This window comes from Microbacterium sp. SORGH_AS_0421, assembly GCF_030818635.1.
Classification (GTDB): domain Bacteria; phylum Actinomycetota; class Actinomycetes; order Actinomycetales; family Microbacteriaceae; genus Microbacterium.
Genome location: NZ_JAUTAO010000001.1, coordinates 785,600 through 811,017 on the forward strand (window position 1 = coordinate 785,600; position 25,418 = coordinate 811,017).

Here is a 25,418-nt window from a genome sequence, read left to right on the forward strand (position 1 = left end):
CCACGGTCCGGGACCGATCCCCCTTGGAGTGCACATGACCCGCATCGCCTTCCTCGACGTCGACGGAACGATCCTCGAGCACGGCTCGGTGATCGCGCCCTCGACGGTGACCGCCGTGCGCACGGCGCGCGAGAACGGCCATCTCGTGTGGCTCTGCACCGGTCGCTCCGCAGGAGACATCCACCCCGAGGTGCTGGCCATCGGCTTCGACGGCGCGATCACGAACGGGGGTGCGTACGCGACCCGCGGCGGCGATCCCGGCGAAGACGCCCCCATCGTCGAACGCCCCATGCCCCGCGGGGCCGTCGAGGAGCTCGAGCGGTACTTCGAAGCCCACGGCATCCACTACTTCCTCCAGACGCACGGCGGGGTGTACGCGAGCCCCGGGATGGGCCCCGTGATGACGGAGTACCGGCGCGAGCGCCACGAGCATCGCGCGGCAGAGCTCGAGGCGCAGGGCCTTCCGCCCGAACAACCGCTGTGGCGCGAGCCCCGCCCGGTGTCCGAGGTCGACCGCGACGCCGTCGCCAAGGCCGTGTTCGTCAGCCCCTCGACCGACACCGTCGCCCACGCGGCGGCGGAGTTGGGCGAAGACTTCCACGTCATCCCGGGTTCGATCCCCCTTCCCGGCGGCTCGAACGGCGAGATCGGTCAGGCCGGCGTCACCAAGGGCTCCGCGATCACCGCGGTGCTCTCCCAGCTGGGCCTGTCGGCGGCGGATGCCATCGGCATCGGCGACAGCTGGAACGACGTCGAGATGTTCGAGGTCGTCGGCACCCCCGTCGCGATGGGCAACGCCCCCGCCGAGTTGCAGCGCCTCGCCGGTCGGGTGACGACGGCGGTGCTCGACGACGGCGTGCACAATGCGTTCGAGGACCTGGGCCTGATCTGAGTCCGGCTCACCTCCCCGAGATCGCCCCGCCTCCTCCGCCCGCGGGGCTGACTCGCTCCTCCGGCCGCCCTCACGCGCGCAGAAACGCGATCAGCTCACGCAAACACGAGCACAGCGCGTTTCTGCGCGCGAACGGCGTTTATGCGGGGGATGACCCCGCGATCAATCGAGGAAGATGTCCGGGTACAGCGCCGTGTCCGGGGTCCCCGGCACGGCGGCGTACTTGCCGAAGTCGGTGACTCCGGCGCGCTCGAGCACGTCCTCGACGATCAGCGTCTGCCCGGTCACCTCGCGCGACGGAGCGCACAGCACCTCGTACGCGGCGTCCGCGTAGATCTCGGGCGTGCGCGAGACGGCCATGAGGCGGTCGCCGCCGATGACGTTCTGCACAGCCGCGGTCGCGATCGTCGTGCGCGGCCAGAGAGTGTTCGCGGCGATCCCGTCGCTCGCGAACTCCGACGCCAGGCCGAGGGTCGCCATCGTCATGCCGAACTTCGCGAGGCTGTAGCCCGTGTGCGCGCCGAGCCACTTGGGCGTGGCGTTCAGCGGCGGCGACAGCGAGAGGATGTGGGGGTTCTCGGCATCCTTCAGCTGGGGCACCGCGGCCCGGGACAGCAGGAACGTCCCGCGCACGTTGACGTCCTGCATGAGGTCGTACTTCTTGGTCGCGAGGTCCAACGAGCCCGACAGATCGATCACGCTGGCGTTGTTGACGACGATGTCGATCCCGCCGAACTCGCCCACGGTGCGAAGAACCGCCTCGGTGATCGAGGCTTCGTCGCGGACGTCGCCCACGATCGGCAGCGCCTGCCCGCCGGCCGCGCGGATCTCCTCCGCGGCGGTGTGCACGGTGCCGGGGAGCTTCGGGTGCGGGGTGTCGGTCTTGGCGAGCATCGCGATGTTCGCGCCGTCGCGGGCGGCGCGCAGCGCGATGGCGAGGCCGATCCCGCGGCTCCCGCCCGACATGAGGATGGTCTTTCCCGAGAGCGTCACGAGCGTCCTTTCGTGGAGGCGGCGGCGAACGCGGCAACCCGCGCCTGCGCCTCGGGGGTATCGAAGGCGGCGCCGATGGTGGCGGCCTCGTCGTCGAGGTTCTCACCGAACGACCGTCCGGCGCCCACGCGCACCAACCGCGTCGCCTGCCCGAACGCCGCGGTCGCGCCGTCGAGCCAGAAGCGCGCGATCTCCTCGACGCGGGTGCTCAGCGCTTCGGATGCCACGACCTCGGCCACCAGACCCCACTCCCGGGCCTCCGCGGCATCGAGCATGCGGTCCTGCAGCAGCAGCTGCAGCGCGCGACGCTGGCCGATCGCGGCGGGGAGCAGAGTGGACACACCCAGGTCGGGCGTCAGCCCGATGTTGGCGTAGCGGCTGACGAAGCGGGCGTTCTCGCTCGCGACGACGTAGTCGGCGGTCAGCATGAGCCCGAGTCCGCCGCCGGCGACCGCGCCCTGGACGGCGGCGACCATCGGCAGCGGCGCTTCGGCGAAGGTGCGGATACCGTCGTGGATCGCCCGAGCGGTCTCGGTCACCTCGGCGCCCGACGAACCGGTAGTCGCCATGGCCACCACGTCGCCTCCCGCGCAGAACGCGGGGCCCGTGGCATCCAGGATCACCGCTCCGACGGAGGGGTCGGAGGTGACCTCGTGCGCGACCTCTCGCCAGCGCGCGGCCATGGGGAAGTCCATCGCGTTGAGCGAGGCGGGGCGGTCGAAGGTGACGCGGGCGAGCCCGTCCTCGATGTGGAGCAGGATGCCGTCGGTCATTTCGGTGCCATTCTGATCGCGCCGTCGAGTCGGATGGTCTCGCCGTTGAGGTAGCCGTTGTCGGCGATCGCGAGCACGAGGCGCGCGTACTCGTCGGGGGCGCCGAGGCGCGACGGGTAGGGCACCTGCTGCCCGAGGGAGTCCTGCGCCGCCTGTGGCAGGCCCTTGAGCATCGGCGTCTCCATGATGCCGGGGGCGATGGTCACGACCCGGATGCCGTGGCGCGCGAGCTCACGGGCGATGGGGAGCGTCATGGCGTGCACGCCGCCCTTGCTCGCCGAGTACGCGGGCTGACCGATCTGTCCGTCGAAGGCCGCGACGCTCGCGGTGTTCACGATGACGCCGCGGTCGCCGCCCCCGGTCGGTTGGGTCTTCGCCATGACGGCGGACGCCTGCGCGATGACGTTGTAGGTGCCGATGAGGTTGACGCGGATGACGCGCTCGAAATCCTGCAGAGAAGAAGGGGCACCGTCGCGATCGAGCACCTTGGCCGGTGGGGCGATCCCCGCGCAGTTCACGACGACGCGTAGGGGCCCGGCCTCGGCGGCGAGAGCTGCCGCGGCGGCGATCTGCTCGGCATCGGTCACATCGGCGGCGGCGAAGGACCCGCCCAGCTCCTCGGCGATCGCGGCGCCGTTCGACGACGGCAGGTCGACGACGGTGACACGGGCTCCGGCCTCCGTGAGCCGGCGCGCGGTAGCGAGACCGAGTCCCGAGGCACCGCCGGTGACGAGGGCGGATGCTCCTGCGATATCCATGCGTTCTCCTTCGAAAGCTGAAACCGAGTATCACTTTAGTCGAGACTCAGGACCGCGACGAGCCTCTCTTCCTCCTCGCGGAGCGCCCCCGCTGCGTGCGGATCGCCCCGGTGGCGGTGCCGTCCACGAGCAGGATGGTCTGCTCGGGCTCCCACCCGTAGACGTTCCGCAGGCGTGCGCCGAGCGCCGAGACCGCATCGGGCACCATGGTCTCGGTCCCGCGGGGCACGTCGGCGGCGCCGGGATCGAGATCGCGTGCGGCGGAGCGCAGGTCGGCGACGAGCCCCCGCATGCGATCGGGACCATAGGCGGCGGATGCCAGGTTCCAATCGCCCACGACGACCGTCGCCCCCGCCGGACAGTGCACGGGCTCCGTCTCGACGCGCGGACCGAAACGCACGCGCACCACCGCCGCACCGATCGCGACGACGGCGAGAGCGCCGAGGATCGTCGCGGGGGCGAATGAGAAGGCGTAGCGATACAGCGGCGAGTCCCAGCCGATGACGACGCCCACCATCGCACGCGACAGCGAATAGACGGCGAACAGAGCGGTCGCCAGCGCGATCACGCGAAGGGGGCCGAAGGGCTCGACACGAGAGTGGGCGGCGGCCCAGGCGCACGCGCCGCAGGTGGTGGCGAGGGCGACGGCCTTCACCGCGAGAGAGTTCGGGAGCGGCACCGTGGCGGTCACCACGGCGACGACGAGCACGAGGGCGAGAATCACCGCCGAGATCCTCCGCGCGCGCCGCCCCTCGAGGGCTCTCAGCGCGATGATGAGCAGGGCGGGCGCGAGTATCATCCCCACGTCCCCGAGAACGAGGGTCAGGATGCCACCGCCCGCGCCGTAGATGAAGTACATCGCGCTGGAACCGGCCGCCGTCACCCCCGCGACGGCGGCGAACCGCAAGAAGAGCGTCGTGGGGCCCGGGGTTCCGCAGCGCGGCATGGCGACGAACATCACGGCGCCCGCGACGGCCACACTCACCGCGAGTATCCCGAACGACAATCCCATGGCATCCCCCGTGCTCATTCTGTCGATGTCGGAACCGTTCGTCTCCGGCGCGCATTCCTTTTCCCCAGGATCCGAACGTCCTGCTCCACGCCGTACCGTCCCTCCGCACCGCGTGGTTCCCGCGCACGCCTAGGCTCGACGGGTGAATCTCCCCGGTTTCCGCATCGACAGGGTGGATGTCGACGACCCCCGCGCCGTGGCGCTCCGAGGCGTCTTGGACGCCGACCTCGACGAGCGGTATCGCGACGCCGATGCCGAGGACTCCCCCGAGGTCGCCGCGAAGCGCGCCGAGGCGCTCGCCGTCCACGCCGAGCAGGTCGTCGCCACCCTCTTGGCGATCGACGCGGACGACACCCCGCTCGGGCACGTCATCCTGCGCCGCCTGGGCGACGAATGGGAGCTCAAACGCCTCGTCGTCGTGCCCGCGGGCCGTCGACGCGGCATCGGCTCGGCGCTCACCGCCGAGGTCGTCGACCTGGCCCGACGCGCTGGCGCACGACGCGTCATCCTGCAGAGCGGGCGCATGCAGCCCGAGTCGCTGCGCGTGTACGCCGCCGCGGGGTTCACGCCGATCCCCGTATACGAGCCGTATCTCGAGACCATGCCGCGCTCGCTCTGCTTCGAGTACGTCTTCTGAGCCGTCCGCTCCGCGTCGAGAGCCCACGACGCACCGCGTCGTCGCCCACCCTCGCGACGTCATCGGCACCCCGGCGGGGACCTACGTCCCCACCACCCGGAACGCCCCCGACAGCACCGCCGCCGCGAGGGCGACGACGATGAGCGCGACCGAGGCGCCCAGGGCCACGGCATCCCGAGACGAGAGTGTCGACGGACGCGCCCACGTCCGTTCGATGTCGGCCCCGAACCCGCGGGCTTCCATCGCGGTGGCCAGTTTCGTGCCGCGACGCACGGCGAAGACGAGCAGCACGAACGCCATCGAGAAGAAACGCCGGATCGCCCCGCGGTCGCCCAGGCCCCGGGCGCGGCGGGCGAGGCTCATCGTGCGCCAGTCGTCGACGAACAGCCCGACCGTGCGGGCACCCGCGAGCACCCCCAGCACGAAACGGCTGGGCAGCTTCGCCACCTGCGCGAGGGCGTCGGCGAGCTCGGTGGGGTCGGTGCGGGCGAAGAGCAGGATGATCGGCATGGCCAAGGCCACGACGCGCACCAGTACGGCCAGCGACAGGGCGATGGAGTCGTCGCTGACCGTGGCGAAGAGGAAGGTGCCGTAGACGGTTCCGCCCGGCCGGGCGTAAAGCAACATGCTCACCGCGGCGACGGGGGCGAAGACGATCACCGGCACCAGACGTCTCAGGACGGTTCCGTAGGCCACCCCCGTCAGCGGTACGCACAGCAGCTCGAGGATCAGGGCCGTCCCCGCGCTCACCGCGTCGATCGAGACCAGCAGGGGAACCGCGAGCACGAGCACCATCGCCACCTTGGTCACGGGGTTCACCCCGTCGAGCCAGGCCGTCCGCGGGCGTTCGACGGCGAGGGCGGTCACGCGGCGTCCCCCAGCCGGATGCGGTGCTGCCCGAGGTGACGAACCACGTCCGCATCGTGGGTGACGGCGACGACCGTGCGCCCGCGCTCGATCTCCCGCTGGAGCAAGGCGACGAGCTCGATCCAACCGCGACGGTCCTGGCCGAAGGTCGGCTCATCGAGAACGAGGACGGCGGGAGAGGCGGCGAGCACCGTGGCCACCGACAGTCGTCTCTTCTGGCCTCCCGACAGCGTGAACGGGTTCGCAAGCGCGAGGGATGCCAGATCGAGACGCTCCAGCAGTTCGTCGACGATGCGGTCGACCTCGGCCGGTGCCTTGCGCAGAGCGCGGGGTCCGACGGCGAGCTCGTCGCGCAGGGTCGAGGCGAGGAACTGGTGCTCGGGCTCCTGGAAGACCGTGCCGATGCGGGTCAGCAGCTCCGTCGACCTCCAGCGAGAGGGGCGGCGACCCCCGCGCGCCGAGAGCTCCTCGGCGGCGACGACCTCGCCCGCGAGTTCGGGGAGGAGCCCCGCGAGGGTCAGCGCGAGGGTGGACTTTCCCCCGCCGTTCGGTCCCGTGATCACGGTTCCGGCACCGCGCGGAAGGGCGAGGTCGAGCCCGGACGCGACGACCGTGTGCCTCTCACGCCCGGTCGACAGCGCGGACGCCCGCAGAACGGCATCCGGTGTCGAGGCGGGCTCGAGTACGGGAAGGTCGACCGGGCGTTGCGGCACCCACACCCCCGCCGCGGCGAGCGCCTCGCCGTGCTCGGCGAAGACGCGGTCGGGAGGGCCGTCGGCGAGCACGCCACCACCCGGAGCGAGGACGACGACGCGGGTCATCAGGTCGGCCCAGACGGCGGTGCGGTGCTCGATGAGCACGAGGGTGGTGCCCTCGCGCGCGACGACCCGTTCTACGGCGCGGCGGACTTCGGCGACGCCCTCGGGGTCGAGATTGGCGGTGGGTTCGTCGAGGAGCAGCAGTCCCGGTCGCATCGCCAGAACCCCCGCCAGGGCCAGACGCTGCTTCTGCCCACCCGACAGCGCCTTCGTGGGGCGGTCGAGGGGGACGGCGAGCCCCACGGATGCCAGGGCCTCCGCCACCCGCGTCGGGATCTCGACAGCCGGGACACCGAGGTTCTCGCAGCCGAAAGCGACGTCGTCGCCCACTTTCGACAGCACGATGCCCGCCTCGGGGTCCTGCAGCACAAGGCCGATGCGCCCGCGCTGAGCCTCGGGCGCGCCCCCGTCGACGAGGATCCGGCCGCTGACCTCACCCTCGTCGGCGCCGCCGAGCAGACCCGCCAGCCCCGCGAGCAGGGTCGACTTGCCGGCTCCCGAGGCCCCGAGCAGCAGCACGCGCTCTCCGGGCTCGATGACGAGATCGACCTCGCGCGTGGCGGGCAGCCTCCGACCGGCGTAGCGCCAGCCCCAGCCCTCGACGTCGACGCGTGCGGGGCCCCGCATCAGACGTCGCGACGCGCTTCCCGGCCCGCGGCGAAGCGGCTGAGCGCCCCGGTGGCGGCGAGGGCGCGCACGAGCAGCCAGCCGACGAGACCGGCCAGCAGGGCACCCGAGACGGCGAGGGTACCGAGGTAGATGAGGTTGAACTCGAGCGACTTCACGATGTTGGGCGTGAGGAACAGCTCCAGCACCCAGGCCCCGACACCGGCGCCGACACCCGCGAGCATCGCGACGGGCAGCGTGAAACGCATGTAGAGGAAGGCGAGGAAGATCAGCTCGGCGCCGAGACCCTGGGCCAGGCCCGAGAAGATCGTGGTCACGCCCCACACGTTGCCGATGAGCGCCGACACGATCGCCGCGATCAGCTCGACGAGCAGCGCCGCCCCGGGCTTGCGGATGACGAGGCCGCCGATGACGCCGCCGATCAGCCAGATGCCGACGGCGATCCCGCCGAGACCCGGGGTGAGGCCGTCCATCGCGGTGAACCAGAGGCCGCCGACGGTGTTCCAGCCCCAGAAGAGCAGGCCGATCGCAACACCCAGGACGGCGGCGACGACGATGTCGACGACGCGCCACGAGAAGCGGTTCGTCGCGGCGACCGATGAACGGTTCGCGGGGGCAGACGTGGACGTGTGCATTTCTCTCCTCCCTGCGCCGGCATGATCCGGATCAGGTTCGACGGTCGAAGCGTGGATTCGCTTCCTCTCAGCCCGGCTCACCGGACTCCCGTGGTTGTCGTGATGAGTATAGAGGGGTGTCGCGGGGTAGCGTGGGCGGGTGCACGAGCAGACCCCGGCCTCACGGCGTGCGCTGCGTGCCCAGGACTCCTCGCCTCGCGCGGCGACCTCCGGCGACTTCGGCCCCGCTCTGTCGACGACGGGCGAGCTCGGCCCCGCCCTCGAGCTTCCGGATGCCACGTCCCCTGCCCTGCGGTCGGGGGAGGCGGAGCAGGGTGGCGCGGTGGCGGATGCCGCGGTGGGCGAGCCCCCGGCATCCGAGGTCTCCTCCGGTGAGGCTCGCGCCACGCCTTTGCCGGTCGCGCTCGGGGCGCTGCTCTGGGTCGATCCCGACGAAGCGGGAGCCCCGCGACCGACCCCGACGTTCGTCGTCTCGGGGGCCACCTCGCGCTCGGTCGACCTGCTCGCGGGTGCGCGTCGGCCGGTGCTGCGCCCCGGAACGATCATCCCCACGCTGCTCTTCGTGCTGATCATCGCCGCCTACGCCGCGACGACGCTGCTCTGGCCGCTGAATGCCGTCATGCCGACGACCCGGGCGGTCGCCGTGCAGCCGATCGCTGCTCCGGCGGCGGTTCCGGCGTGGCCCGCCGAGGGCGAAGCGGCGATCGCGCTCGACGGAATCCCCGACACGCTGTCGTCGTCGGCCAGCGCTCCCGAATCGATCGCGAGCATCACCAAGGTCGTCACGGCACTCGTCGTTCTCGATCGACTGCCGCTCGCCCCGGGAGAACAGGGCAAGAGCTACACCTTCACGCAGGCCGACAGCGCGGACTACTGGCAGTACCGGGCCCGCGGGGAGTCGTCGCTCGACGTTCCCGTCGACGGCAGCCTCACCCAGCTGCAGATGCTGCAGGGCATGCTCATCGCCTCCGCCAACAACTACGCGCAGCGCCTGTCGACAGACCTCTTCGGGACGGATGCCGAGTTCGCGGCCGCCGCGACCCAGTACCTCGCGGAGCGGGGCATCGAGGGCATTACGATCGTGAACCCCACCGGGATCGAAGCCGGCAACACCGCCACCCCGGCCGCGCTCATCGCACTGGCCGAGCGGGCGCTCGCCAATCCCGTGATCGCCGAGATCGTGCGCACCCCGGAGCTGACCCTGCCCGGAGCCGGCACGTTCAAGAACGGCAACGCGCTGCTGGCCGACCCCGGAGTGATCGGGGTGAAGACGGGCACGCTCGATGCGTGGAACCTGCTGGTGGCGAAGGACATCACCGTGGGCACCGCCACCGTGCGCGCGTACGCCGCCGTGCTCGGTCAGCCCGGCCCCGACAGCCGTAATCAGGCGGCACGCGATCTCTTCGCCCGCATCGAGCAGGAGCTGCAGCCGAAGCCGTCGGTGCCGGCCGGCACACTGGTGGGCAAGGCCGAGACGCTGTGGGGTCCCGACATCGATCTCGTGACGGAGTCCGACGCCACGGTCGTGCTGTGGAACGGCGGTGCGGCGCAGACCTCGACGACCTTCAGCCTCGGCGACACCACCACGGCGGGCTCGACCGTGGGGACGCTGACCGCGACCGGACCGGTCGACGCCGACACGGTCGATGTGAAGCTCACCGGCGAGATCGAGCCGCCGAGCCCCTGGTGGCGCCTCACACACCCGCTCGACCTCTTCGGTCTGAACGACTGAGCCATGAGACTCTCCGTGGATGCCACCTCCTCGACGCCGCCGTTCGAGCAGGTACGGGCGCAGGTCATCGCGCAGATCGAGGCCGGCGAGCTCGTCGCGGGGACGCGGCTGCCGCCGGTGCGAGCGCTCGCGACCGAGCTCGGCCTCGCCGCCAACACGGTGGCGCGCACGTACCGGGAGCTCGAGGAGGCGGGGTACGTCGAAACCCGCGGTCGTGCCGGCACGTTCGTGAAGGGGGCCGACGCGGCATCCGCTCGAGCCGCCGGCGCCGCGCGCACATACGTCGAGACCGTGCGGCGCCTCGGGGTGTCGGCGGACGACGCGGTCGAGCTCGTACGGGCGGCGCTGCGGGACCGTTGAGCGCGACCGATGGGCTGCGGTGCGCCGCCTCGGGGTGATGTCCGAGCGCGCGATCGAGCTCGTGCGGGCGGTGCTGCGCGATCGGTGGGGGCGACAGACGTGCTGCGGTGCGGCACGTCGGGGTGACGTCCGAGAAGGCGATCGAGCTCGTACGGGCGGTGCTGCGAGATCGCTGGGGGCGGCAGACGCGCTGCGCTACGGCATCTCGGGGTGACGCCCGAGAAGGCGCTTGAGCTCGTGCGGGCGGTGCTGCGCAATCGGTGGGGGCGACAGACGCGCTGCGGTGCGACACGTCGGGGTGACGTCCGAGAAGACGATCGAGCTCGTACGGGCGGTGCTGCGCGATCGATGGGGGCCACGCGCCGTGGTGCGGCGCTGGCTACGCGGAGCCGACGGTCGCTTTCGTACCCAGTGGCTGAATCCGTCGGAACGGCCAGTCACGCCCCGTCCGCCACCCGCTTTCACCCGGGGCGGTTGGGGTCGTCGGGGCCACCGATCGAGGCGCTCCCACGAGGTTGATGAGCCTGTCGTGAACACCAGTCGAGGCGGTCTACATCGCACGCTTCCTCGACAGCCCGGCCCGCTTCGCCGGACCACGCTCCTCCCCAGGCGGGCAACCCAAGAAGTTATCCCCATCTGGGATTTTCTACACACTTCGATGTCGGAGGTCACCGTTAGCATGCACACATGCACGATGACACCTCTCCGACGAACCCCGGCAGGCCACGCCTCCTGTCGACCCTCGTCGACGAGGTCCGACGCGCCAGCGCCGCAGTCGCCCACGCCGAAGCAGCCCGCACCCGCGCCCTCGCCGAAGCCGGTCACCTCGCCCTCGACGTGATGGCAGGCCTCTGCGCGTCTTCCCGCGCCGCAGAGCTCGCCCTGCGCGAGGTGGCATCCGAGATCGCCGCGGCAGAGAACATCTCCGACCGCACCGTGCAGACCCAGATCGGTCGCGCCATGGCCCTCGTCGACGACTACCCCGAGACGCTCTCCGCCTGGGAAGGCGGGGTCCTCACCCGCGCCCACGTGGGGGTGATCCTCGACATCGGCTCCCCTCTCCCGGTCGACGTACGGGCTGAGTTCGATGCGCTCGCGGTCACCACCGCCGAGGGTCTTAGCCCGGGCCGGCTGCGTTCGCGCCTCGCCGTCCTCGCCGAACGACTGCATCCCACCACCCTCACTGAACGCCACCGCCGCGGCCGCGACACCCGTTGCGTGCGCATCACCACCGGGCACGACGGGATGTCGGACCTCGTCGCGACCCTTCCCACGGTCCTGGCGGTCGGCATCTACGACCGACTCACCCACCAGGCCCGCGCCCTGATCGATCACCGCCTCGACGGCCCCGACGCGTCAGCCGATGAGCGCACGACCGCGCAGCTACGGGCCGACATCCTCGCCGACCTGCTCCTCACCGGCTCCCCCGGAGCCGACCCCACCCGCACCGACGACGGCCCCGGCACCCTCGGCGCCATCCGCGCCCGCGTGCAAGTCATCGTGCCCGCGCTGACGATGTTGACGCCCGACCGCGAGAACTACGACCCCGCCGAGCTCATCGGACATGGCCCCATCGACGCCGAAACAGCCCGAACCTTGGCTGATGCCACCACCGTCCCCTGGGACCGGGTCGTCACTCATCCGATCACCGGGGCGGTCCTGCACACCGACACCTACCAGCGCACCACCGCCCTAGACCGTCACGTCCGCGCCCGCGACCGCCACTGCCGTTGGCCCGGCTGCACCGTCCCCGCCATCCGCTGCGAAGTCGACCACACCCGCGACTACGCGCTCGGCGGCCCCACCGACGTCGCCAATCTCGCCCACCTCTGCCAACGCCACCACACTCAGAAGCAGTTCACCCGGTGGACCGTGACACAGCATCCCGGCGGGATCCTCCACTGGACCAGCCCGACCGGTCGCACCTACGCCGACGAGCCCCTCCCCTATTCCCCCGCCGTCCGATTCCTCCCCGATGACCCGCCCCCACCCGACCCCGACGATGATGGGATGCCCCCACCTTTCTGACGCGCCATCGCGAGCCCGACGAGCTCAATCTGCGCGCGGGCATGGGATTGCATGGCCGTTACGCTCGGCCCCATGCCTCTCGCTTTGGTAACCGGAGCAGCGCGAGCTGACAGCATCGCCGCGGGTATCGTGCCCCGGCTCAGAAACGACTGATGGGACGTCGTAACGAGCGACCTTGTCGACGGCGACTACCCGTGTGATCTCGCAAGCACCTCGGGCCCCACACGTCTCGTCGAGCGCGTGTCGAGCGACCGCGGGCCGATACAGGCGTTGGTGCTGAGCCATGCTCACGACATCGAATCCGGCATTCTCAACACCACTGCCGAGAGTTTCGATCGCCATACCGCAGTGAACGCCCGCGCGTCTCTCCTGATGATCGCCGCGTTCGCCCGACAGGTCGACGCCACCGGTGGGGCGATCATCGCTTTCACGAGCGATCACACCACCGGCAATCTGCCCTACGGCGCCTCGAAAGGGGCTCTCGATCGGATCGTCATCTCGGCCGCACGCGAACTCGGTCCGCTACGTATCTCCGCGAACGTCGTGAATCCGGGTCCCATAGACACGGGATGGATGGACGGCCCCACCCGCGACCAGCTGCCCGCACACCATCCCCTGGGTCGGCTCGGAACACCCCACGACATCGCGCGTGTCACGGCCTTCCTCCTCTCCGACGAGGGTCGCTGGATCAGCGGTCAGCTATTGCATGCAGACGGCGGGTTCTCTGCGCGCTATTGACCGCGTCCGGTAGCCCGCTCCCGAGGCTGACCGCGTCGGATAGCCCGCTCCCGAGGCGCGGCTTGCACGGCGGAACCGCTGCTCTCTGGGGAGCAGGTCGGGCGAGACCGCAGATACCGGGGTCAAAGCTGACGCCCGGCTAGACCGGGCCCCGCGAGGGCGTCGGCGGTTGTGGATAACCGACTTGCACGTTCCCGCGGATGCGCGATTATAGAGTCGCAAGCGAAACCGGGGGGCGACGCTCTCGCCAGTGGTCGGGCCCCGTTCGTGCCACGCGCGAGAGGAACCTGGACATGGTCGGAATGATCCGAGTCGACGACGGAGTGAGCGACTACCACGTCTCGCGGATCCGACAGGCGAGCGACGACCTGCCCAACGATGCGGCGATCACCGTCGTTCACGGCAACCGCGAAGAGGACGCTCCCGAGGCGTATACGAAGAAGCTAGAGAGCGTCGCTGAGGAGATCGCTGCACGAGTGCAGGAGGTCCGTGAGTTCGCCCTGCGCAATGCCGACGCGCTCGCACAGGCGGTCGTCATGCTTCAAGATCACGACCAAATCAGCGACAGCAAAGCGCGCGAGATGACGGCGTTGATCGACGACATCGCGAGCAGCCCTCCCCCCACATCGTCCGGCTCCGCAACCTCCGCCCCCTCCACACCCCCGACGTCCGCGGATTCATCATCGGATGCGCGTTCGGGGTTCGGCGCGTGACCGGCAACACATTGCCACGCAATCGGTGGGTCCGCGGCGTCACTGCTGTCGCCGTCTCAGCCGCCCTGGCCCTCGCCCCCTCGCTCGCTGCCAGCGCAGCACCCGAGGACAACTGGTGGTACGACGCCTATGGCATGGCGGCCATTCACACCGAAGGGTGGACAGGCGCCGGCGCGAAGATCGCCGTCATCGACGCCAATATCAACCCCAATCTCCCCGTCTTCGAGGGCCGCAACTTGGTCGTCGACCCGCGGCCGTTGTGCGCTGAATCGTCCTCCTCGACGACGACCGATCCGACAGAAGACGCCATCCACGGCACCACCGTCGTTGCGCAGATCATCGGGAACGGCACCGGGCCCGATGGAGTGCGCGGTATTGCACCGGATGCAGCTGTCACGTTCTTCAGCTATGGCACTGAGACTGATTCCGACCAGTGCACCGCCGCCGAGCATGGGGGGCAACTGACCCCGCTGGGGCTGGGAGTGCAACGCGCCATCGACGACGGCGCGGACATCGTCATCAGCTCCATCGCGGGTGGCACATCATCGTCCGACTCCGACGTCATCGCCAACGCCATAGCGAAAGGTGTGATTCTCGTGGGGTCGGGACCAAATCCCAACACGACCTCGGCGACAGGGCTACGCGAGTATCGAGGCGTCATTGTGGCATCGGCCGTAGACGAGCAAGGCCAGCTTCCTTCCACAGACGCGAAGCCGTTCGTCTTCCAGGGGACCACGCTCGTCGCGCCCGGCGAGCACGTCGGGACCGTGGGCAGTGGTCGAGCTGGCTGGGGAACGGGCGGGGTCGCGTCGGGTTCTTCCTTCGCTGCCCCACTTGTCGCGGGCATGCTCGCGCTGGCGAAACAGCGATATACGACCGCCACGCCCGATCAACTGGTGCAGGGGCTTCTGCGAAACACTGGGAACAAAGCTCACGACCTTGTGAACGACGCGGCCAGTGGATTTGGGTACGGGCTCGCGTGGCCCGCACGGCTTCTGGCGACGGACCCCACAACCTACCCGGACGAGAACCTCCTGATCAATGACGGGCGCACGAAGCCAACCGACGAACAGCTTCAGGCAGCTGCCGCGCGCGGGTTCGCTTTCCCCGTAGAAGAGACGCCGACGGCAAACTCGTCGGACCTCCCACAACCTCGTGGTGACGAAGACGCAGCGCAGAGAGCGATGCCGTCCTCATCCGCGCTCCCGACCGTTATCGGGATCGTGGTCGGCATCGTTGTAGCGGCCGGGGCGGTCGTCACGGTCCTGATATCTCGTAAGAACCGTCGAAATGGAGATGCTCATGACCGGTCCGTATGAGCGGGCTCTGACAAACCTGGCCGAAGCTGGAGACCCGTTCGACGTCCCCGCGTCTGTGAACTTGGTCGAAAAGCTAGCCACGCTTCGAGATGCTGTGGCTGCTGCCGCAGATCTTCCCGGCATCGAGGGTGACGCGGCAGGAGCTGCGGAGAAGATGTTCCGCGCCGGTGCGAAGACCATCGGCGAGCAAATGGCGTACCTGGAGGGAACGCTGGCGGACGCCCTGAACCAGGCGAACGGCCTTCGACAGGCGGCGCGCGAGAAGCTCGCAGCTCTTCCGGACGAGGCGCTGTCGCCCGGTCAGGAGTTCGCCGTTCGCGGAGCGGCGGTCGGCACGACCCTGCTCCTCGGACCGATCTCTCTGATCGCGGGCGAGGGCGCTGTGCAGGCCCTCAACGGTTTCCTCGCTCAACGACGCGAGGAGCAAGCGAAGGCCGATTTCACGTCCATCAGCCAGACGATGAACAGCATGGCACCGCCCGCCCCGCCCGTGGCATCCTTCACCGCGGGTCCCCGCGAATTCACCGAGGAGGACCCCCCGTCCGACGCAACTCGAAGCTCGGAAGGGACGGACAGCCGCTGGCAAACCGGCGGTGGAGGCGGAGGTGGACAGAGCATCCCCGTCCCGCGCAACCCCGACCCGGACGAGGGCTACCCACTGCCCACCCCCATCCCGCCCCACCTCATTCCCGAGCCCGGTACATCCCATGATGGTGGTCCCGGTCTCGACCTCAGCCTCGTCCCCCCGCACTACACCCCGCCAACGCCGGACGGCTCCATCTCCGGCATCGGCACCCTGCCCGGATACATCTCCGGCCCCGGCTCGATCGGGGGTTCCTTCCCCGGTGGTGGCATCTCCGGCGGAGGCGCAGGCCTCGGCTCGGGCCTCTCGGCGGGACTGATCGCAGGGGGCGGTGGCGCCGCCGCGCTGAGCCGGTTGAGCTCTGGAAGGGGCGCGAGCACCGCGGCTGCCGGACGCCCGATCAGCGGCAGCGGGGGCCTCCTGGGCAAGAGCGGCGCCTCGACCACCGGTGCCGGACTCGGCGCACGCTCGGGCACCGGCTCCCTGGTCGGCGGTGCCACAGGCGGCACGGGTACGTCCGGAACCGGCGCGAACGCCGCCGCGGCGGGCAGCCGCGGAGCCGGAACCTCGGCCTCCACCGGTGGAGCCGGCGGCACGGCTGCCGGCGGCACGGCCGGCGCCGCCGGCAGCCGAGGCGCCGGGGGCATGGGATCGGGCTCACGCTCCGATCGCCGCGACGAGCGACGCGGCCTCGGCGGCCCCATCGCACCGCGTCTCGAGGACGACGACGAGACCGCACCGCGTTCCGAGAACGCCGCCGCGGGCTCACGCGACGACTGAAGCGCGGCGAACGAACCACGGCATCCGGAGGCCGACGACCTGCTAGCGTGCCAGGCAGTGACACGGGGTGCCCGCCAGGGCTGAGAACACACCCGTCGAACCTGATCTAGTTCGTACTAGCGAAGGGATGTCGCGAATGGTCGTTCGCACGTCGTCGTCTCCATCCACCCCCACCGAAGCGCTGCGCTCACTCCGCGAGGCCGCGCCGCTCACGCAGTGCATCACCAACGCGGTGGTGACGAACTTCACCGCCAACGCACTCCTGGCTCTCGGCGCCTCGCCCGCGATGTGCGACATCCCCGGAGAGGCCGGGATGTTCGCCGGGATCTCCGGCGGAGTTCTCGTCAACCTCGGGACCCCCACGAGCGAGCAGAGGGATGCCGCCCGAGAGGCCGTCACCGCGGGAACACCCTGGGTCCTCGACCCGGTCGCCGTCGGCGCCCTGCCCGTGCGCACCGCCCTCGCGCACGAGCTGCTCGACGCGCACCCGGAGATCGTCCGCGGGAACGCATCCGAGATCCTCGCCCTCGCGGGAGCCGGCGCTGGCGGCCGCGGGGTCGACGCCACCGACTCCGCGGAAGACGCCCTCGACGCCGCACGCTCCCTCGCGATCCGCACCGGCGGCACCGTCGCCGTCTCGGGAGAGACCGACCTCATCGTGGATGCCACCCGCACGGCGCGCGTGAGCGGGGGCAGCGCCCTGCTGACGAAGGTCACCGGCGGAGGCTGCGCCCTCGGCGCCGCGATGGCGAGCCTGCTCGCCGTCACCCCCGCGTTCGACGCGGCTCTCACCGCCAGCGTGATCTGGGCCGTGGCGTCGGAGCGGGCGGCATCCCGAACGAGAGGGCCCGGATCGTTCGCGGTGGCCTTCCTCGACGAGCTCGCCGCGATCGAGCCGGCCGACCTCGACGGACGCGTCCGCGTCGACACCGAGGTCACGCGATGACCGCCGACCTGTCCCTGCACCTCGTCACCGATCACCGCGTGCCGTTCGCGCGCCTGCGCGACATCGTCGACGAGGCCGTCGCCGCGGGCGTGAGCGTGGTGCAACTGCGCGACAAGGTCGCGAGCGGTGGCGAACTGTTCGCCCGCACCCTCGACCTCGCTGACGTCATCGCGGGACGCTGCACGTTCGTCGTCGACGACCGCCTCGACGTCGTCCTCGCCGCGCGCGAGCGCCTGGGCCGAAAACCCGGCACCCGGCGAGACAACGCCCGGGTGGACGGCATCCATCTCGGCCAGAGCGACCTGCCCGTCGACGCGGCGCGCGCGCTGCTCGGACCCGACGCCCTCATCGGATGGACGGCGAACACCCCGGCGCACCTCACCGCAGCCGAGGCGCTGCCCGCGGGCACCGTCGACTACCTCGGCGTCGGCGTCATCCGTGCCACCTCGACGAAACCCGACCACCCGCGACCGCTCGGCATCGACGGGTTCGGCGAGCTCGCGGCATCCGCTCCCCTCCCGTGCGTCGCGATCGGGGGCATCGGCATCGCGGACGTCACGGCCCTGCGTCGGACCGGTGCCGCGGGAGTCGCCGTCGTCTCGCTCGTGAGCGAGAGCGACGACCCGCGCGCGACCGTGCGCGACCTGCGCACCGCGTGGAAGGCCGGGGCATGATCCCCCGTGTCCTCAGCATCGCCGGCACCGACCCGACCGGTGGGGCGGGCGTCCAGGCCGACCTGAAGTCGATCGCCGCCTTCGGGGGGTACGGCATGGCCGCCGTCACCGCCCTGGTCGCGCAGAACACCCTCGGCGTCCGGTCGGTCCACGTACCGCCGACGTCCTTCCTCGACGAGCAGCTCCGCGCGGTCAGCGACGACGTCGAGATCGATGCGGTGAAGATCGGCATGCTCGGCTCGACCGCGGTCATCGCCACCGTCGAACGCTGGCTCACCGCCACGCGACCACCTGTCGTCGTCCTCGACCCGGTCATGGTGGCCACGAGCGGCGACCGGCTGCTCGACCCCGACGCCGAAGACGCCGTGCGCGCGCTCTGCCGTCACGCGGATCTCGTCACCCCCAATCTCCCCGAGCTCGCGGTGCTGGTGCGCGAACCCGTCGCGACGACATGGGAGGCCGCGGTCGCTCAGGCCGAACAGCTCGCCGCCACGGCCGACACCGCGGTCCTCCTCAAGGGCGGCCACCTGGACGGCCGACAGTGCCCGGATGCCATCGTCGACGCCACCGGTGTGCACGAGGTTGCGGGCCGCCGCGTCGACACCCCGCACACCCACGGCACCGGCTGCTCGCTGTCATCGGCCATGGCGACCCTCGCCGCGCACGGTATGCCCTGGCCCGACGCCCTGACCCGCGCGAAGCGCTGGCTCACCGGCGCCCTCGAACACGCCGAGGCGCTGCACGTCGGCCGGGGCAACGGCCCGATCGATCACCTGCACGAGCTGCGCCCGCACATCGACCTCGACCGATCCTGGAGCAGCGCACGGTGGGATGCCACCGCCGCGATCCGCGCCGACGTCGATGCGTGCGCGTTCGTGCGGGGTCTGGCATCCGGGGATCTCGACCGCGACGCGTTCGCCTGGTACCTCGGGCAAGATCTGCTGTACCTGCGCGAGTACGCCCGCGTGCTCGCCCGCGCGGCGGCTCTGGCTCCTACGGTCGACGAACAGCGGTTCTGGGCGACGGCCTCGGTGTCGTGCCTGGTCGAGGAGGCGGCGCTGCACCAGTCGCACGTCGATCCGGCCGGGCTCGAGGCAGCCCCGGCGACCTGGGCCTACACCGACCACCTGCACGCGGCAGCGGCCGCCGGGTCGTACGCGGTGCTGGTGGCCGCGATCCTGCCCTGCTTCGTCCTGTACACCGACATCGGCGTGCGCTGGCGGGGCACCTTCGCCGCCGATCATCCGTACGCCGATTGGCTCACGGCCTACGGAGACGAGACGTTCGCCGTGTCATCCGCCGAGGCGGCGCGCATCGCGGATGCCGCCGCACGATCGGCATCCGTTCCCCTCCGGCACGAGATGGCCACGGCGTACGACCGATCCATGTCGCTCGAGCTGGCGTTCTTCGAAGCGCCCCTGAAACGCGCGTGAGGTGCCGGGGACGCCGCTCATGAGAGGGGTCCCCGACACCTCGGGTGACGATGGGCGGAGGCCTCAGCCGCTCTTGCGGCGGAACTCCCGCTTGGTGACCGCTCCGTGCGTGCCCTGCACGGCGGAGTGGCCGTCGAGGTGCGCCTGACCCGAACGGTGCTGGCCGTTCTTCTTCTCCAGCGCCTCTTTGAACTTGCGCTTCATGTCGTCGGATGCCGAGGCACCCGAGGTCTCGTCGGTACTCATGACTCCACCCTAGGCAGGTAGCGGCGACCTGTCGCTGATCAGACGTGCCGCACGCGCTGCTGCAACCTGGTGCGGATATCGAACAGTTCGGTGCCGCCGACCTCGCGACCCCCCGTGATCCCCCGACGCAGCAGAGTGGTGAGGGCGCTGCGCGTGACCAGGGCCACGGGCGTTCCGCGCACCTTGCCGAGTTCGGTGATCGCATCGAGCACGGCGTCGTCGGGAAGCACCACCATCGCTCCGCTGAAGCGGACGCCGGCCGCTCGCGCGATCACACGCGCCCGCGACACGAGCTCGGTCACCGGGGAGCCGATGACGTTCGCTCCGGTGATCTCGCCGCGCCGCACGCCCACCGGGCCGCCGAAGTCCTCGCTCAGCAGAGCGTAGAGGCCGCTGGGTCCGAGCACGAGGTGGTCAAGCTTCTGCTCCGGGTCGCGCCCGTCGCGATCGGCGAACACGTCGTGCCACACCGTGTAGCCCATGCCCAGTTCCGAGACGAGGCGCGCGGTCTCTTCTTCGGCGAGCGCGTCGGCGAGGATGTGCCGGATCTCGGGCGGAGCCGAGCGCACGAGTGCCGGGTCGTAGGGGTCGGGGATCTCGACGCCGCGCCCCACCCACTCGCGGATGAGTCCGAGATAGCGCTCGCGTCGCCACCCGCCGGGCTGGCCGTGCGAGCGTGCGCGCGGACGCGTGTCGCTCGGACGGGAGGGAGCGGATGCCGGCACCCCGCCGCCCCATTCCCCGGGAGCCGTCCCGCGGCCCCGGTCGTAGGCGCTGCGCGCCTCGGGCGTTCCCACGAGTTCCCACGCGCGCTGCACCTGGACGAACAACGCGGCGTCGCCCCCGGTGTCGGGGTGCGTCTCGCGTAGACGCACGCGATACGCGCGGCGCAGGCCCTCTTCGTCGATGTCGGCCGCGACGCGGAGCACCTCGTATGCCGAGGACGACATAGGACTGTCGAACACGTGCGTTCATCCGTTCTGCCGCGAGGACGCGGCGCCTCTCAGGCTAACCCGCTGCGGCTGAGTGCGGCCCGGACGGCGAGGTCAGGCCTCGATCACCACAGCGCGGGCTCGGGCGCGTAGGCGAAGGCCTCGGCGACGCGCTCGGGAGGAAGGTCGTCGAGTCGCGCGGGAGACCACGACGGCGACCGGTCCTTGTCGACGACCTGCGCGCGGATCCCCTCGACGAGGTCGGGCTGCGTGAGGGCGAACCACATGACCAGTCCGTACTCTTGCGCGAGGGCAGCGCGGAGCGAGGGCAGCTCGCGAGCTCGACGGACCGCCTCGAGCGTCACCGCGAGCGCGGTCGGCGCCGACGAGGCCAGCAGCTCGGCCGTCTCGTGCGCTTCGACCTCGGGACGCCGACGAAGGCGGTCCAGGATGCCGAAGACGTCGTCGGCCGCGAAGGCGTCGTCGACCCATTCCCGGGCGTCCTCGAGCCGTGAGCGCTCCGGGGTCTCATCGAACAGCAGCACCAGCTCGGTGGGGCTCGACGGATCGGCGCGGTTCTCGAGTGCTTCGTAGAGCGCCTCGAGATGCGCGGTCGGCACCATGTGGTCGGCGAAGCCGGCGTACACCGCGTCGGCGGCATCCATCGTCCCGCCGGTGAGAGCGAGGTACTCGCCCAGCCGGCCGGGGGCTCGAGCCAGCAACCACGATCCGCCCACGTCGGGAGTGAACCCGATGCGTGTCTCGGGCATGGCGAGCTTCGAGCGCTCGGTCACGATGCGGATGGCCGCGTGACCGGCCAGGCCTATGCCGCCGCCCATGCAGACGCCGTCGGCGATCGCGACCACGGGCTTGCGCGAGATCGCGATCCGATGGTCGAGCGCGTACTCCTCGCGGAAGAAGGCGTGCACCTCGTCGACGCGGCCCGCCGTCACCATCTCGTGGAGCGCCCGCACGTCCCCGCCGGCGCAGAATCCACGATCGCCGGCACCGTCGAGCAGGATCACGTCGACGTCGGTGTTCTGCTCCCAGCGGTCGAGCGTGAGGTTCAGGGCGCGGATCATCTCGAGGTCGAGGGCGTTGATCGCCCTCGGACGGTTCAGCGTCAGATGACCGAGGCCACCGCGACCCCCGACCAGGACACTGTCGGCAGCGGTGTCGCCCGCGCTGACGTCTTCGGTTCGCTGTGCGTGCACGGTGCCACGTTACACAGCCGGTCCGCCGCGCCCTCGGCTGTGGATAACTGTGTTTTCGCCCCCGGATCGGGGAAGATAGGAAGAACGCACGCAGAACGAAAGGTGCCGTATGCCCGACGGACAGGTGCTGGAGCTCGCCGGGCTCACCAAACGCTTCGGCTCGATCTCCGCCGTCGACGATCTCTCCGCCCGCATCGAACCCGGGCAGGTCACCGGCTTCCTCGGTCCCAACGGCGCCGGCAAGACCACCTCGCTGCGCATGCTCTTGGGGCTGGTGCGCCCCACCTCGGGCACCGCGACGATCGGTGGCAAGCATTTCAGCGAGCTGTCGTCGCCTTTGCAGACCGTCGGAGCCGCCCTCGAGGCCTCGAGTTTCCACCCCGGCCGTTCCGCCGCGAACCACCTCAAGGTGTACGCCCGCGCCGCCGGGCTGCCGGCCTCCCGCATCGACGAGGTGCTCGGTCTGGTCGGTCTCGCCGACGTCGCGGGCCGACGGGTCGGCGGCTTCTCTCTCGGCATGCGCCAGCGCCTCGGGCTCGCCACGGCACTGCTCGGCGACCCGGGCGTCGTCGTCCTCGACGAACCCTCGAACGGCCTCGACCCCGAGGGCATCCGCTGGATGCGCTCCCTGCTGCGCCACCTGGCCGAAGAGGGGCGCACCGTCCTCATCTCCTCGCACCTGCTGGCCGAAGTCCAGCAGACGGTCGACGCGCTGCTGATCATCTCGCGCGGCCGTCTGGTGTTCCAGGGCGGCATCGAAGACCTCGCCGACCCCGACGAGTACGCCACCGTCGTCGACTCCCCCGACCGAGCGGCTCTGTCGCGCGTGCTCGATGAGCGCGGCATCGGGTACCAGCTGCTGCGCAACGGCTTCACGATCCGCCACCACGACCCGGTCGAGATCGGCGGCCTGGCCGCCGGCGCGGGCATCGCCCTGTCGAACCTGCAGAGCAAGGGCGCGAGCCTCGAAGACATCTTCCTGGAGCTCGTGAGCGGGGTGCGTGTGCACGAGAGCGCGGGTGCGGTCCCCGCAACCGAATCGATCCCGGATGCCGCGACCCCGGCGCCCGCGACGGGTCTCGACGCCTTCCCCGCACCGACCGGCGCACCCGCCCCCGCGGTGAGCCACGACGATCTCTCTTCCGAGGCACCGGCCCCGCACGACGACGCGCGTCCCTCCACCGCCCTCGTCGCCGTCATCGCCCCACCCCGCACGCTGCGCACCGCGGCCGAGACGCCCCTGACGTCTGAGGCCGGTCCGCGCCAGTCCTACGCCGTGGCCTCGACCGGTGTGATCGACATCGTCGCGCCCACACCTTCCGGCGACCGGCCCGAGAGCCCGTCCGAGAAGACGCCCGCCGACCAGGAGGTGCAGCGATGAGCCTCGTCGCCGCCACGCGTTCCGAGTACACCAAGCAGTTCAGCACCGCCGGCTGGTGGGTGCTGGGCATCGTGCTCGTCGCCTACGTCGGCTTCACCGCCGCCGCCCTCGCCTTCGTCTTCGGAGGGCTCGCTTCGGGCGAGCTCACCGGAGCGAGTGGCCCCCTGATGTCGAGCGCCGGCGTTCCGCCTCTCGTCTACAGCTCGGCCACCGCGGTCGGCTACGTCTTCCCGCTGCTCATCGGCACGCTCATGGTCACCACCGAGTTCCGCCACAAGACGCTGACCCCGACTTTCCTGTCGACCCCGCGCCGCGGCGTCGTCCTCGTCGGCAAATTCGTCATCGGCATCGTGGTCGGGCTGCTCTACGGCATCCTGGGCTCGATCGCCGCCGTCGCCGCCGGCGCGGGCGTGCTGAGCGTCTTCGGTATCGACGCCGAGCTCGGCTCCTCCGACACGTGGGTGCTGATCGGGCGCATGCTGCTGGCGTTCGCCCTCTGGGCCCTGATCGGCATCGGCGTGGGCACGGTCGTGCGCAATCAGGTCGCCGCGATCGTCATCGTGCTGGCCGTGACACTGTTCATCGAACCGATCGTGCGCACCATCGGCGGGCTCGTCGAGGGCTTCGGCGATGTGGTCAAGTGGTTCCCGAGCGCCGCGAGCGACGCCCTGGTGGGGCAGACGATCTTCGGCACCATGGGCACGGGCAACAACAGCGCTCTCGACTGGTGGGTCGGTGGCCTCGTTCTGCTGGGGTACGCGGTCGTCTTCCTCGTCATCGGTTTCTTCACGACCTGGCGCCGCGACATCGACTGAGCGGGGCGCACCCGCGACGAGTGCGCTCATCGTCCCCGCATTTGGTCGGCTGCTGCGGGGTCAGTGAGAATCAACCGTGCTCGATGGACCGGTGATCGCCGAGTGGCTCCCCGTTTCGGTGGCCGCCCTCGTGCTGCTGTTGATCGCCGCGGGAGTCGCCGGCTGGGTCGATGCGGTGGTCGGAGGGGGCGGACTCATCCAGCTCCCCGCGCTCGTGATCGCCGTTCCGAAAGACGTCGCGACCCCGTTCATCCTCGGCACCAACAAGCTGTCCTCGTTCTTCGGAACGCTCTCGGCGAGCTGGGTGTACCTGCGCAAGATCAGGGTGCAGCTCGTCCTGTTGATCCCCCTCGTGGCGGGGGCGTATGCGGGTTCCACCGCCGGCGCCGCGCTCTCGCGGTTCGTCCCCCGCGAGGTGCTGACCCCGATCGTCCTCGTGGCCGTGATCGCGGTCGCGCTGTACACCCTGCTCAAGCCCCGGATGGGCCTGCACCACGAACCGCGGCACGACAAGGCGGTGGCCATCGCCTGGCGGGCGGCGGCGATCGGTCTCGCGGTGGGGTTCTACGACGGCATCCTGGGGCCGGGAACGGGCTCGTTCTTCGTCATCCTCATCGTGAGCGTCTTGGGCTACGGCTTCCTGCAGGCGAGCGTCAACGCGAAGATCGCGAACCTCACCACGAACCTCGCCGCCCTCGCGGTGTACGGCGTCCACGGCGAGATCCTGCTGGTGCTGGGGCTCGCGATGGCCGCGATGAACGTCACCGGCGGCTTCATCGGCGCTCACATGGCGACCCGGCGGGGCAGCGGTTTCGTGCGGATCGTGTTCCTCGTCACGCTGTCGATCCTCATCGTCAAGCTCGCGTGGGACACCGTGGTGCAGTTCACGTCCTAGCGCTGGCTCGCGGAAGCTGCGTCTCAGGCGTCGTGGTACCCGTTGAGTGTCCAAAACACCCGGACGCTTGAGAAATTCGTCCGGGTGTTTTGGACACTCAACGAGCGGAGAGAGAGGGAGAGAGAGAGCTGGGAGCACGGGCGCCGGCCGGCGCGGGCGTCAGCGGACGATGTCGGCGACGTTCTCGGGTTCGGATGCCACGTCGAGACGCAACGCCTTGAGCAACGCGACCCCGTGCTTCGTCGTCAGCACCAGGCGCTCGAACTCGTCATGACCGGAGAGGTCGATGACCACGCTGGGCTTGCGACCCCGGATGATGACGAAGTCGTTCCCACCGGCCGACTTCCAGGTACCCGCGCCGACCGCGACGGGCAGGTTGATCCCGGGGTTCGGGACACCGCGGATCCAGGTCCACGCGTCGTCGGTGAGCTGCACCCGTTCGATGTGCTCACGGGGGACGACGATGTTGCTCTTGCGGAAAGACATCGCACGCTCGGTCGGCGAGAGCACGACCTCGAGCTGCGTCGAGTCGAGCAGCAGGGTCACCATGCCTTCCATCCTGCCAGCGTCCGGCAGCCCCCACCCCTCCCTCACCTCACAGGAGCGCAACGATCACC

Annotated in this window: 25 protein-coding genes, 1 pseudogene and 2 riboswitches; of the genes and pseudogenes, 15 read left to right on the plus strand and 11 right to left on the minus strand. The window is 70.5% G+C overall.

All coding sequences use genetic code 11. The annotated features are described in order from the left end of the window. Positions 1 to 34: 34 nt before the first annotated feature. Positions 35 to 892, plus strand: coding sequence for an HAD family hydrolase (locus QE416_RS03645; protein WP_307313568.1), 858 nt, complete (start codon positions 35 to 37; stop codon positions 890 to 892). 162 nt (positions 893 to 1,054) lie between these two features. Here QE416_RS03645 and QE416_RS03650 read toward each other — a convergent pair whose 3' ends face one another. The 4 genes from QE416_RS03650 to QE416_RS03665 are packed head-to-tail and all read right to left on the minus strand — an operon-like array spanning position 1,055 to position 4,446. Beyond that, positions 1,055 to 1,885, minus strand: a complete 831-nt coding sequence (locus QE416_RS03650; protein WP_267788445.1) for an NAD(P)-dependent oxidoreductase — start codon at positions 1,883 to 1,885, stop codon at positions 1,055 to 1,057. Further along, on the minus strand, positions 1,882 to 2,658 hold the full coding sequence (locus QE416_RS03655; RefSeq protein WP_307313570.1) for an enoyl-CoA hydratase/isomerase family protein: 777 nt from the start codon (positions 2,656 to 2,658) through the stop codon (positions 1,882 to 1,884). The genes QE416_RS03650 and QE416_RS03655 overlap by 4 nt, the downstream gene beginning before the upstream one ends. Then, a complete protein-coding gene (locus QE416_RS03660) occupies positions 2,655 to 3,416 on the minus strand; it encodes an SDR family NAD(P)-dependent oxidoreductase (protein WP_307313573.1) in 762 nt (253 codons plus the stop codon). The genes QE416_RS03655 and QE416_RS03660 overlap by 4 nt, the downstream gene beginning before the upstream one ends. A 46-nt stretch (positions 3,417 to 3,462) precedes the next feature. After that, a complete protein-coding gene (locus tag QE416_RS03665; RefSeq protein ID WP_307313576.1) occupies positions 3,463 to 4,446 on the minus strand; it encodes a hypothetical protein in 984 nt (327 codons plus the stop codon). A 124-nt stretch (positions 4,447 to 4,570) separates the two neighbouring features. On the opposite strand from QE416_RS03665, the gene QE416_RS03670 reads away from it, so the two are divergent. Continuing rightward, on the plus strand, positions 4,571 to 5,065 hold the full coding sequence (locus tag QE416_RS03670; RefSeq protein WP_210075969.1) for a GNAT family N-acetyltransferase: 495 nt from the start codon (positions 4,571 to 4,573) through the stop codon (positions 5,063 to 5,065). Positions 5,066 to 5,146: 81 nt separating this feature from the next. On the opposite strand, the gene QE416_RS03675 is transcribed toward QE416_RS03670, so the two are convergent. From QE416_RS03675 to QE416_RS03685, 3 genes are all read right to left on the minus strand, one after another. Further along, positions 5,147 to 5,932 (minus strand): energy-coupling factor transporter transmembrane protein EcfT, encoded by a 786-nt coding sequence (locus QE416_RS03675; RefSeq protein WP_307313580.1) that lies wholly within the window; start codon positions 5,930 to 5,932, stop codon positions 5,147 to 5,149. Further along, the gene (locus tag QE416_RS03680; protein ID WP_307313583.1) at positions 5,929 to 7,377 is read right to left on the minus strand and encodes an ABC transporter ATP-binding protein; all 1,449 of its coding nucleotides are present in this window, start codon (positions 7,375 to 7,377) and stop codon (positions 5,929 to 5,931) included. Before QE416_RS03680 ends, QE416_RS03675 begins: the two co-directional genes overlap by 4 nt. Then, positions 7,377 to 8,012: an ECF transporter S component gene (locus QE416_RS03685; RefSeq protein ID WP_307313586.1), complete on the minus strand. Its 636-nt coding sequence runs from the start codon at positions 8,010 to 8,012 to the stop codon at positions 7,377 to 7,379. Before QE416_RS03685 ends, QE416_RS03680 begins: the two co-directional genes overlap by 1 nt. Continuing rightward, a riboswitch (TPP riboswitch) is annotated at positions 8,004 to 8,114 on the minus strand. It overlaps the preceding gene by 9 nt. Positions 8,115 to 8,151: 37 nt before the next feature. On the opposite strand from QE416_RS03685, the gene QE416_RS03690 reads away from it, so the two are divergent. The 10 genes and pseudogenes from QE416_RS03690 (at position 8,152) to thiD (ending at position 19,318) form a co-directional block, all read left to right on the plus strand. Beyond that, a complete protein-coding gene (locus tag QE416_RS03690) occupies positions 8,152 to 9,744 on the plus strand; it encodes a D-alanyl-D-alanine carboxypeptidase family protein (protein WP_307313589.1) in 1,593 nt (530 codons plus the stop codon). A gap of 3 nt (positions 9,745 to 9,747) precedes the next feature. Then, positions 9,748 to 10,104, plus strand: coding sequence for a GntR family transcriptional regulator (locus QE416_RS03695; protein ID WP_210075959.1), 357 nt, complete (start codon positions 9,748 to 9,750; stop codon positions 10,102 to 10,104). 687 nt (positions 10,105 to 10,791) lie between these two features. Beyond that, on the plus strand, positions 10,792 to 12,132 hold the full coding sequence (locus tag QE416_RS03700; protein ID WP_307313594.1) for an HNH endonuclease signature motif containing protein: 1,341 nt from the start codon (positions 10,792 to 10,794) through the stop codon (positions 12,130 to 12,132). Between the two features lie 72 nt (positions 12,133 to 12,204). Next, a pseudogene (locus QE416_RS03705) lies at positions 12,205 to 12,870 on the plus strand (SDR family oxidoreductase). 293 nt (positions 12,871 to 13,163) lie between these two features. Beyond that, positions 13,164 to 13,583, plus strand: a complete 420-nt coding sequence (locus tag QE416_RS03710; protein ID WP_210075954.1) for a hypothetical protein — start codon at positions 13,164 to 13,166, stop codon at positions 13,581 to 13,583. After that, positions 13,580 to 14,902 (plus strand): S8 family serine peptidase, encoded by a 1,323-nt coding sequence (locus tag QE416_RS03715; protein ID WP_210075951.1) that lies wholly within the window; start codon positions 13,580 to 13,582, stop codon positions 14,900 to 14,902. The genes QE416_RS03710 and QE416_RS03715 overlap by 4 nt, the downstream gene beginning before the upstream one ends. Positions 14,903 to 14,996: 94 nt before the next feature. Next, positions 14,997 to 16,265, plus strand: coding sequence for a hypothetical protein (locus tag QE416_RS03720; protein WP_307313599.1), 1,269 nt, complete (start codon positions 14,997 to 14,999; stop codon positions 16,263 to 16,265). 53 nt (positions 16,266 to 16,318) lie between these two features. Then, a riboswitch (TPP riboswitch) is annotated at positions 16,319 to 16,410 on the plus strand. After that, a complete protein-coding gene (gene thiM / locus QE416_RS03725) occupies positions 16,402 to 17,211 on the plus strand; it encodes a hydroxyethylthiazole kinase (RefSeq protein ID WP_307313602.1) in 810 nt (269 codons plus the stop codon). (Overlaps the previous riboswitch by 9 nt.) Beyond that, the gene (locus QE416_RS03730; RefSeq protein ID WP_307313604.1) at positions 17,208 to 17,885 is read left to right on the plus strand and encodes a thiamine phosphate synthase; all 678 of its coding nucleotides are present in this window, start codon (positions 17,208 to 17,210) and stop codon (positions 17,883 to 17,885) included. The genes thiM and QE416_RS03730 overlap by 4 nt, the downstream gene beginning before the upstream one ends. Next, positions 17,882 to 19,318, plus strand: coding sequence for a bifunctional hydroxymethylpyrimidine kinase/phosphomethylpyrimidine kinase (gene thiD, locus QE416_RS03735; protein ID WP_307313606.1), 1,437 nt, complete (start codon positions 17,882 to 17,884; stop codon positions 19,316 to 19,318). Before QE416_RS03730 ends, thiD begins: the two co-directional genes overlap by 4 nt. Before the next feature lie 63 nt (positions 19,319 to 19,381). On the opposite strand, the gene QE416_RS03740 is transcribed toward thiD, so the two are convergent. The 3 genes from QE416_RS03740 to QE416_RS03750 form a co-directional block, all read right to left on the minus strand. Next, positions 19,382 to 19,564 (minus strand): DUF5302 domain-containing protein, encoded by a 183-nt coding sequence (locus QE416_RS03740; RefSeq protein WP_210075941.1) that lies wholly within the window; start codon positions 19,562 to 19,564, stop codon positions 19,382 to 19,384. 38 nt (positions 19,565 to 19,602) lie between these two features. After that, positions 19,603 to 20,529, minus strand: coding sequence for a DnaJ domain-containing protein (locus QE416_RS03745; protein ID WP_267788467.1), 927 nt, complete (start codon positions 20,527 to 20,529; stop codon positions 19,603 to 19,605). 92 nt (positions 20,530 to 20,621) lie between these two features. Continuing rightward, a complete protein-coding gene (locus QE416_RS03750; protein ID WP_307313608.1) occupies positions 20,622 to 21,710 on the minus strand; it encodes an enoyl-CoA hydratase/isomerase family protein in 1,089 nt (362 codons plus the stop codon). Between the two features lie 109 nt (positions 21,711 to 21,819). On the opposite strand from QE416_RS03750, the gene QE416_RS03755 reads away from it, so the two are divergent. The 3 genes from QE416_RS03755 (at position 21,820) to QE416_RS03765 (ending at position 24,801) form a co-directional block, all read left to right on the plus strand. Next, entirely contained in the window at positions 21,820 to 23,091 is a 1,272-nt protein-coding gene (locus tag QE416_RS03755) for an ABC transporter ATP-binding protein (protein WP_307313613.1), read from the plus strand. Next, positions 23,088 to 23,906, plus strand: coding sequence for an ABC transporter permease subunit (locus QE416_RS03760; protein WP_267788471.1), 819 nt, complete (start codon positions 23,088 to 23,090; stop codon positions 23,904 to 23,906). Before QE416_RS03755 ends, QE416_RS03760 begins: the two co-directional genes overlap by 4 nt. A gap of 76 nt (positions 23,907 to 23,982) precedes the next feature. Further along, complete coding sequence (locus QE416_RS03765) at positions 23,983 to 24,801, plus strand: TSUP family transporter (RefSeq protein ID WP_210075931.1); 819 nt, start codon at positions 23,983 to 23,985, stop codon at positions 24,799 to 24,801. A gap of 159 nt (positions 24,802 to 24,960) precedes the next feature. Here the strand turns inward: QE416_RS03765 and QE416_RS03770 are convergent, their stop codons facing one another. Beyond that, on the minus strand, positions 24,961 to 25,350 hold the full coding sequence (locus QE416_RS03770; protein WP_103208103.1) for a hypothetical protein: 390 nt from the start codon (positions 25,348 to 25,350) through the stop codon (positions 24,961 to 24,963). Positions 25,351 to 25,418 lie beyond the last annotated feature (68 nt).

Bases quoted from the DNA above. Each gene is read 5' to 3' on its own strand.
- QE416_RS03680 (WP_307313583.1), bottom strand. From the start codon at position 7,377: ATGCGGGGCCCCGCACGCGTCGACGTCGAGGGCTGGGGCTGGCGCTAC.
- thiM (WP_307313602.1), top strand. From the start codon at position 16,402: ATGGTCGTTCGCACGTCGTCGTCTCCATCCACCCCCACCGAAGCGCTG.
- thiD (WP_307313606.1), top strand. From the start codon at position 17,882: ATGATCCCCCGTGTCCTCAGCATCGCCGGCACCGACCCGACCGGTGGG.
- QE416_RS03665 (WP_307313576.1), bottom strand. From the start codon at position 4,446: ATGAGCACGGGGGATGCCATGGGATTGTCGTTCGGGATACTCGCGGTG.
- QE416_RS03755 (WP_307313613.1), top strand. From the start codon at position 21,820: ATGCCCGACGGACAGGTGCTGGAGCTCGCCGGGCTCACCAAACGCTTC.
- QE416_RS03685 (WP_307313586.1), bottom strand. From the start codon at position 8,012: ATGCACACGTCCACGTCTGCCCCCGCGAACCGTTCATCGGTCGCCGCG.
- QE416_RS03740 (WP_210075941.1), bottom strand. From the start codon at position 19,564: ATGAGTACCGACGAGACCTCGGGTGCCTCGGCATCCGACGACATGAAG.
- QE416_RS03695 (WP_210075959.1), top strand. From the start codon at position 9,748: ATGAGACTCTCCGTGGATGCCACCTCCTCGACGCCGCCGTTCGAGCAG.
- QE416_RS03730 (WP_307313604.1), top strand. From the start codon at position 17,208: ATGACCGCCGACCTGTCCCTGCACCTCGTCACCGATCACCGCGTGCCG.
- QE416_RS03660 (WP_307313573.1), bottom strand. From the start codon at position 3,416: ATGGATATCGCAGGAGCATCCGCCCTCGTCACCGGCGGTGCCTCGGGA.
- QE416_RS03710 (WP_210075954.1), top strand. From the start codon at position 13,164: ATGGTCGGAATGATCCGAGTCGACGACGGAGTGAGCGACTACCACGTC.
- QE416_RS03770 (WP_103208103.1), bottom strand. From the start codon at position 25,350: ATGGTGACCCTGCTGCTCGACTCGACGCAGCTCGAGGTCGTGCTCTCG.
- QE416_RS03655 (WP_307313570.1), bottom strand. From the start codon at position 2,658: ATGACCGACGGCATCCTGCTCCACATCGAGGACGGGCTCGCCCGCGTC.
- QE416_RS03645 (WP_307313568.1), top strand. From the start codon at position 35: ATGACCCGCATCGCCTTCCTCGACGTCGACGGAACGATCCTCGAGCAC.
- QE416_RS03760 (WP_267788471.1), top strand. From the start codon at position 23,088: ATGAGCCTCGTCGCCGCCACGCGTTCCGAGTACACCAAGCAGTTCAGC.
- QE416_RS03700 (WP_307313594.1), top strand. From the start codon at position 10,792: ATGCACGATGACACCTCTCCGACGAACCCCGGCAGGCCACGCCTCCTG.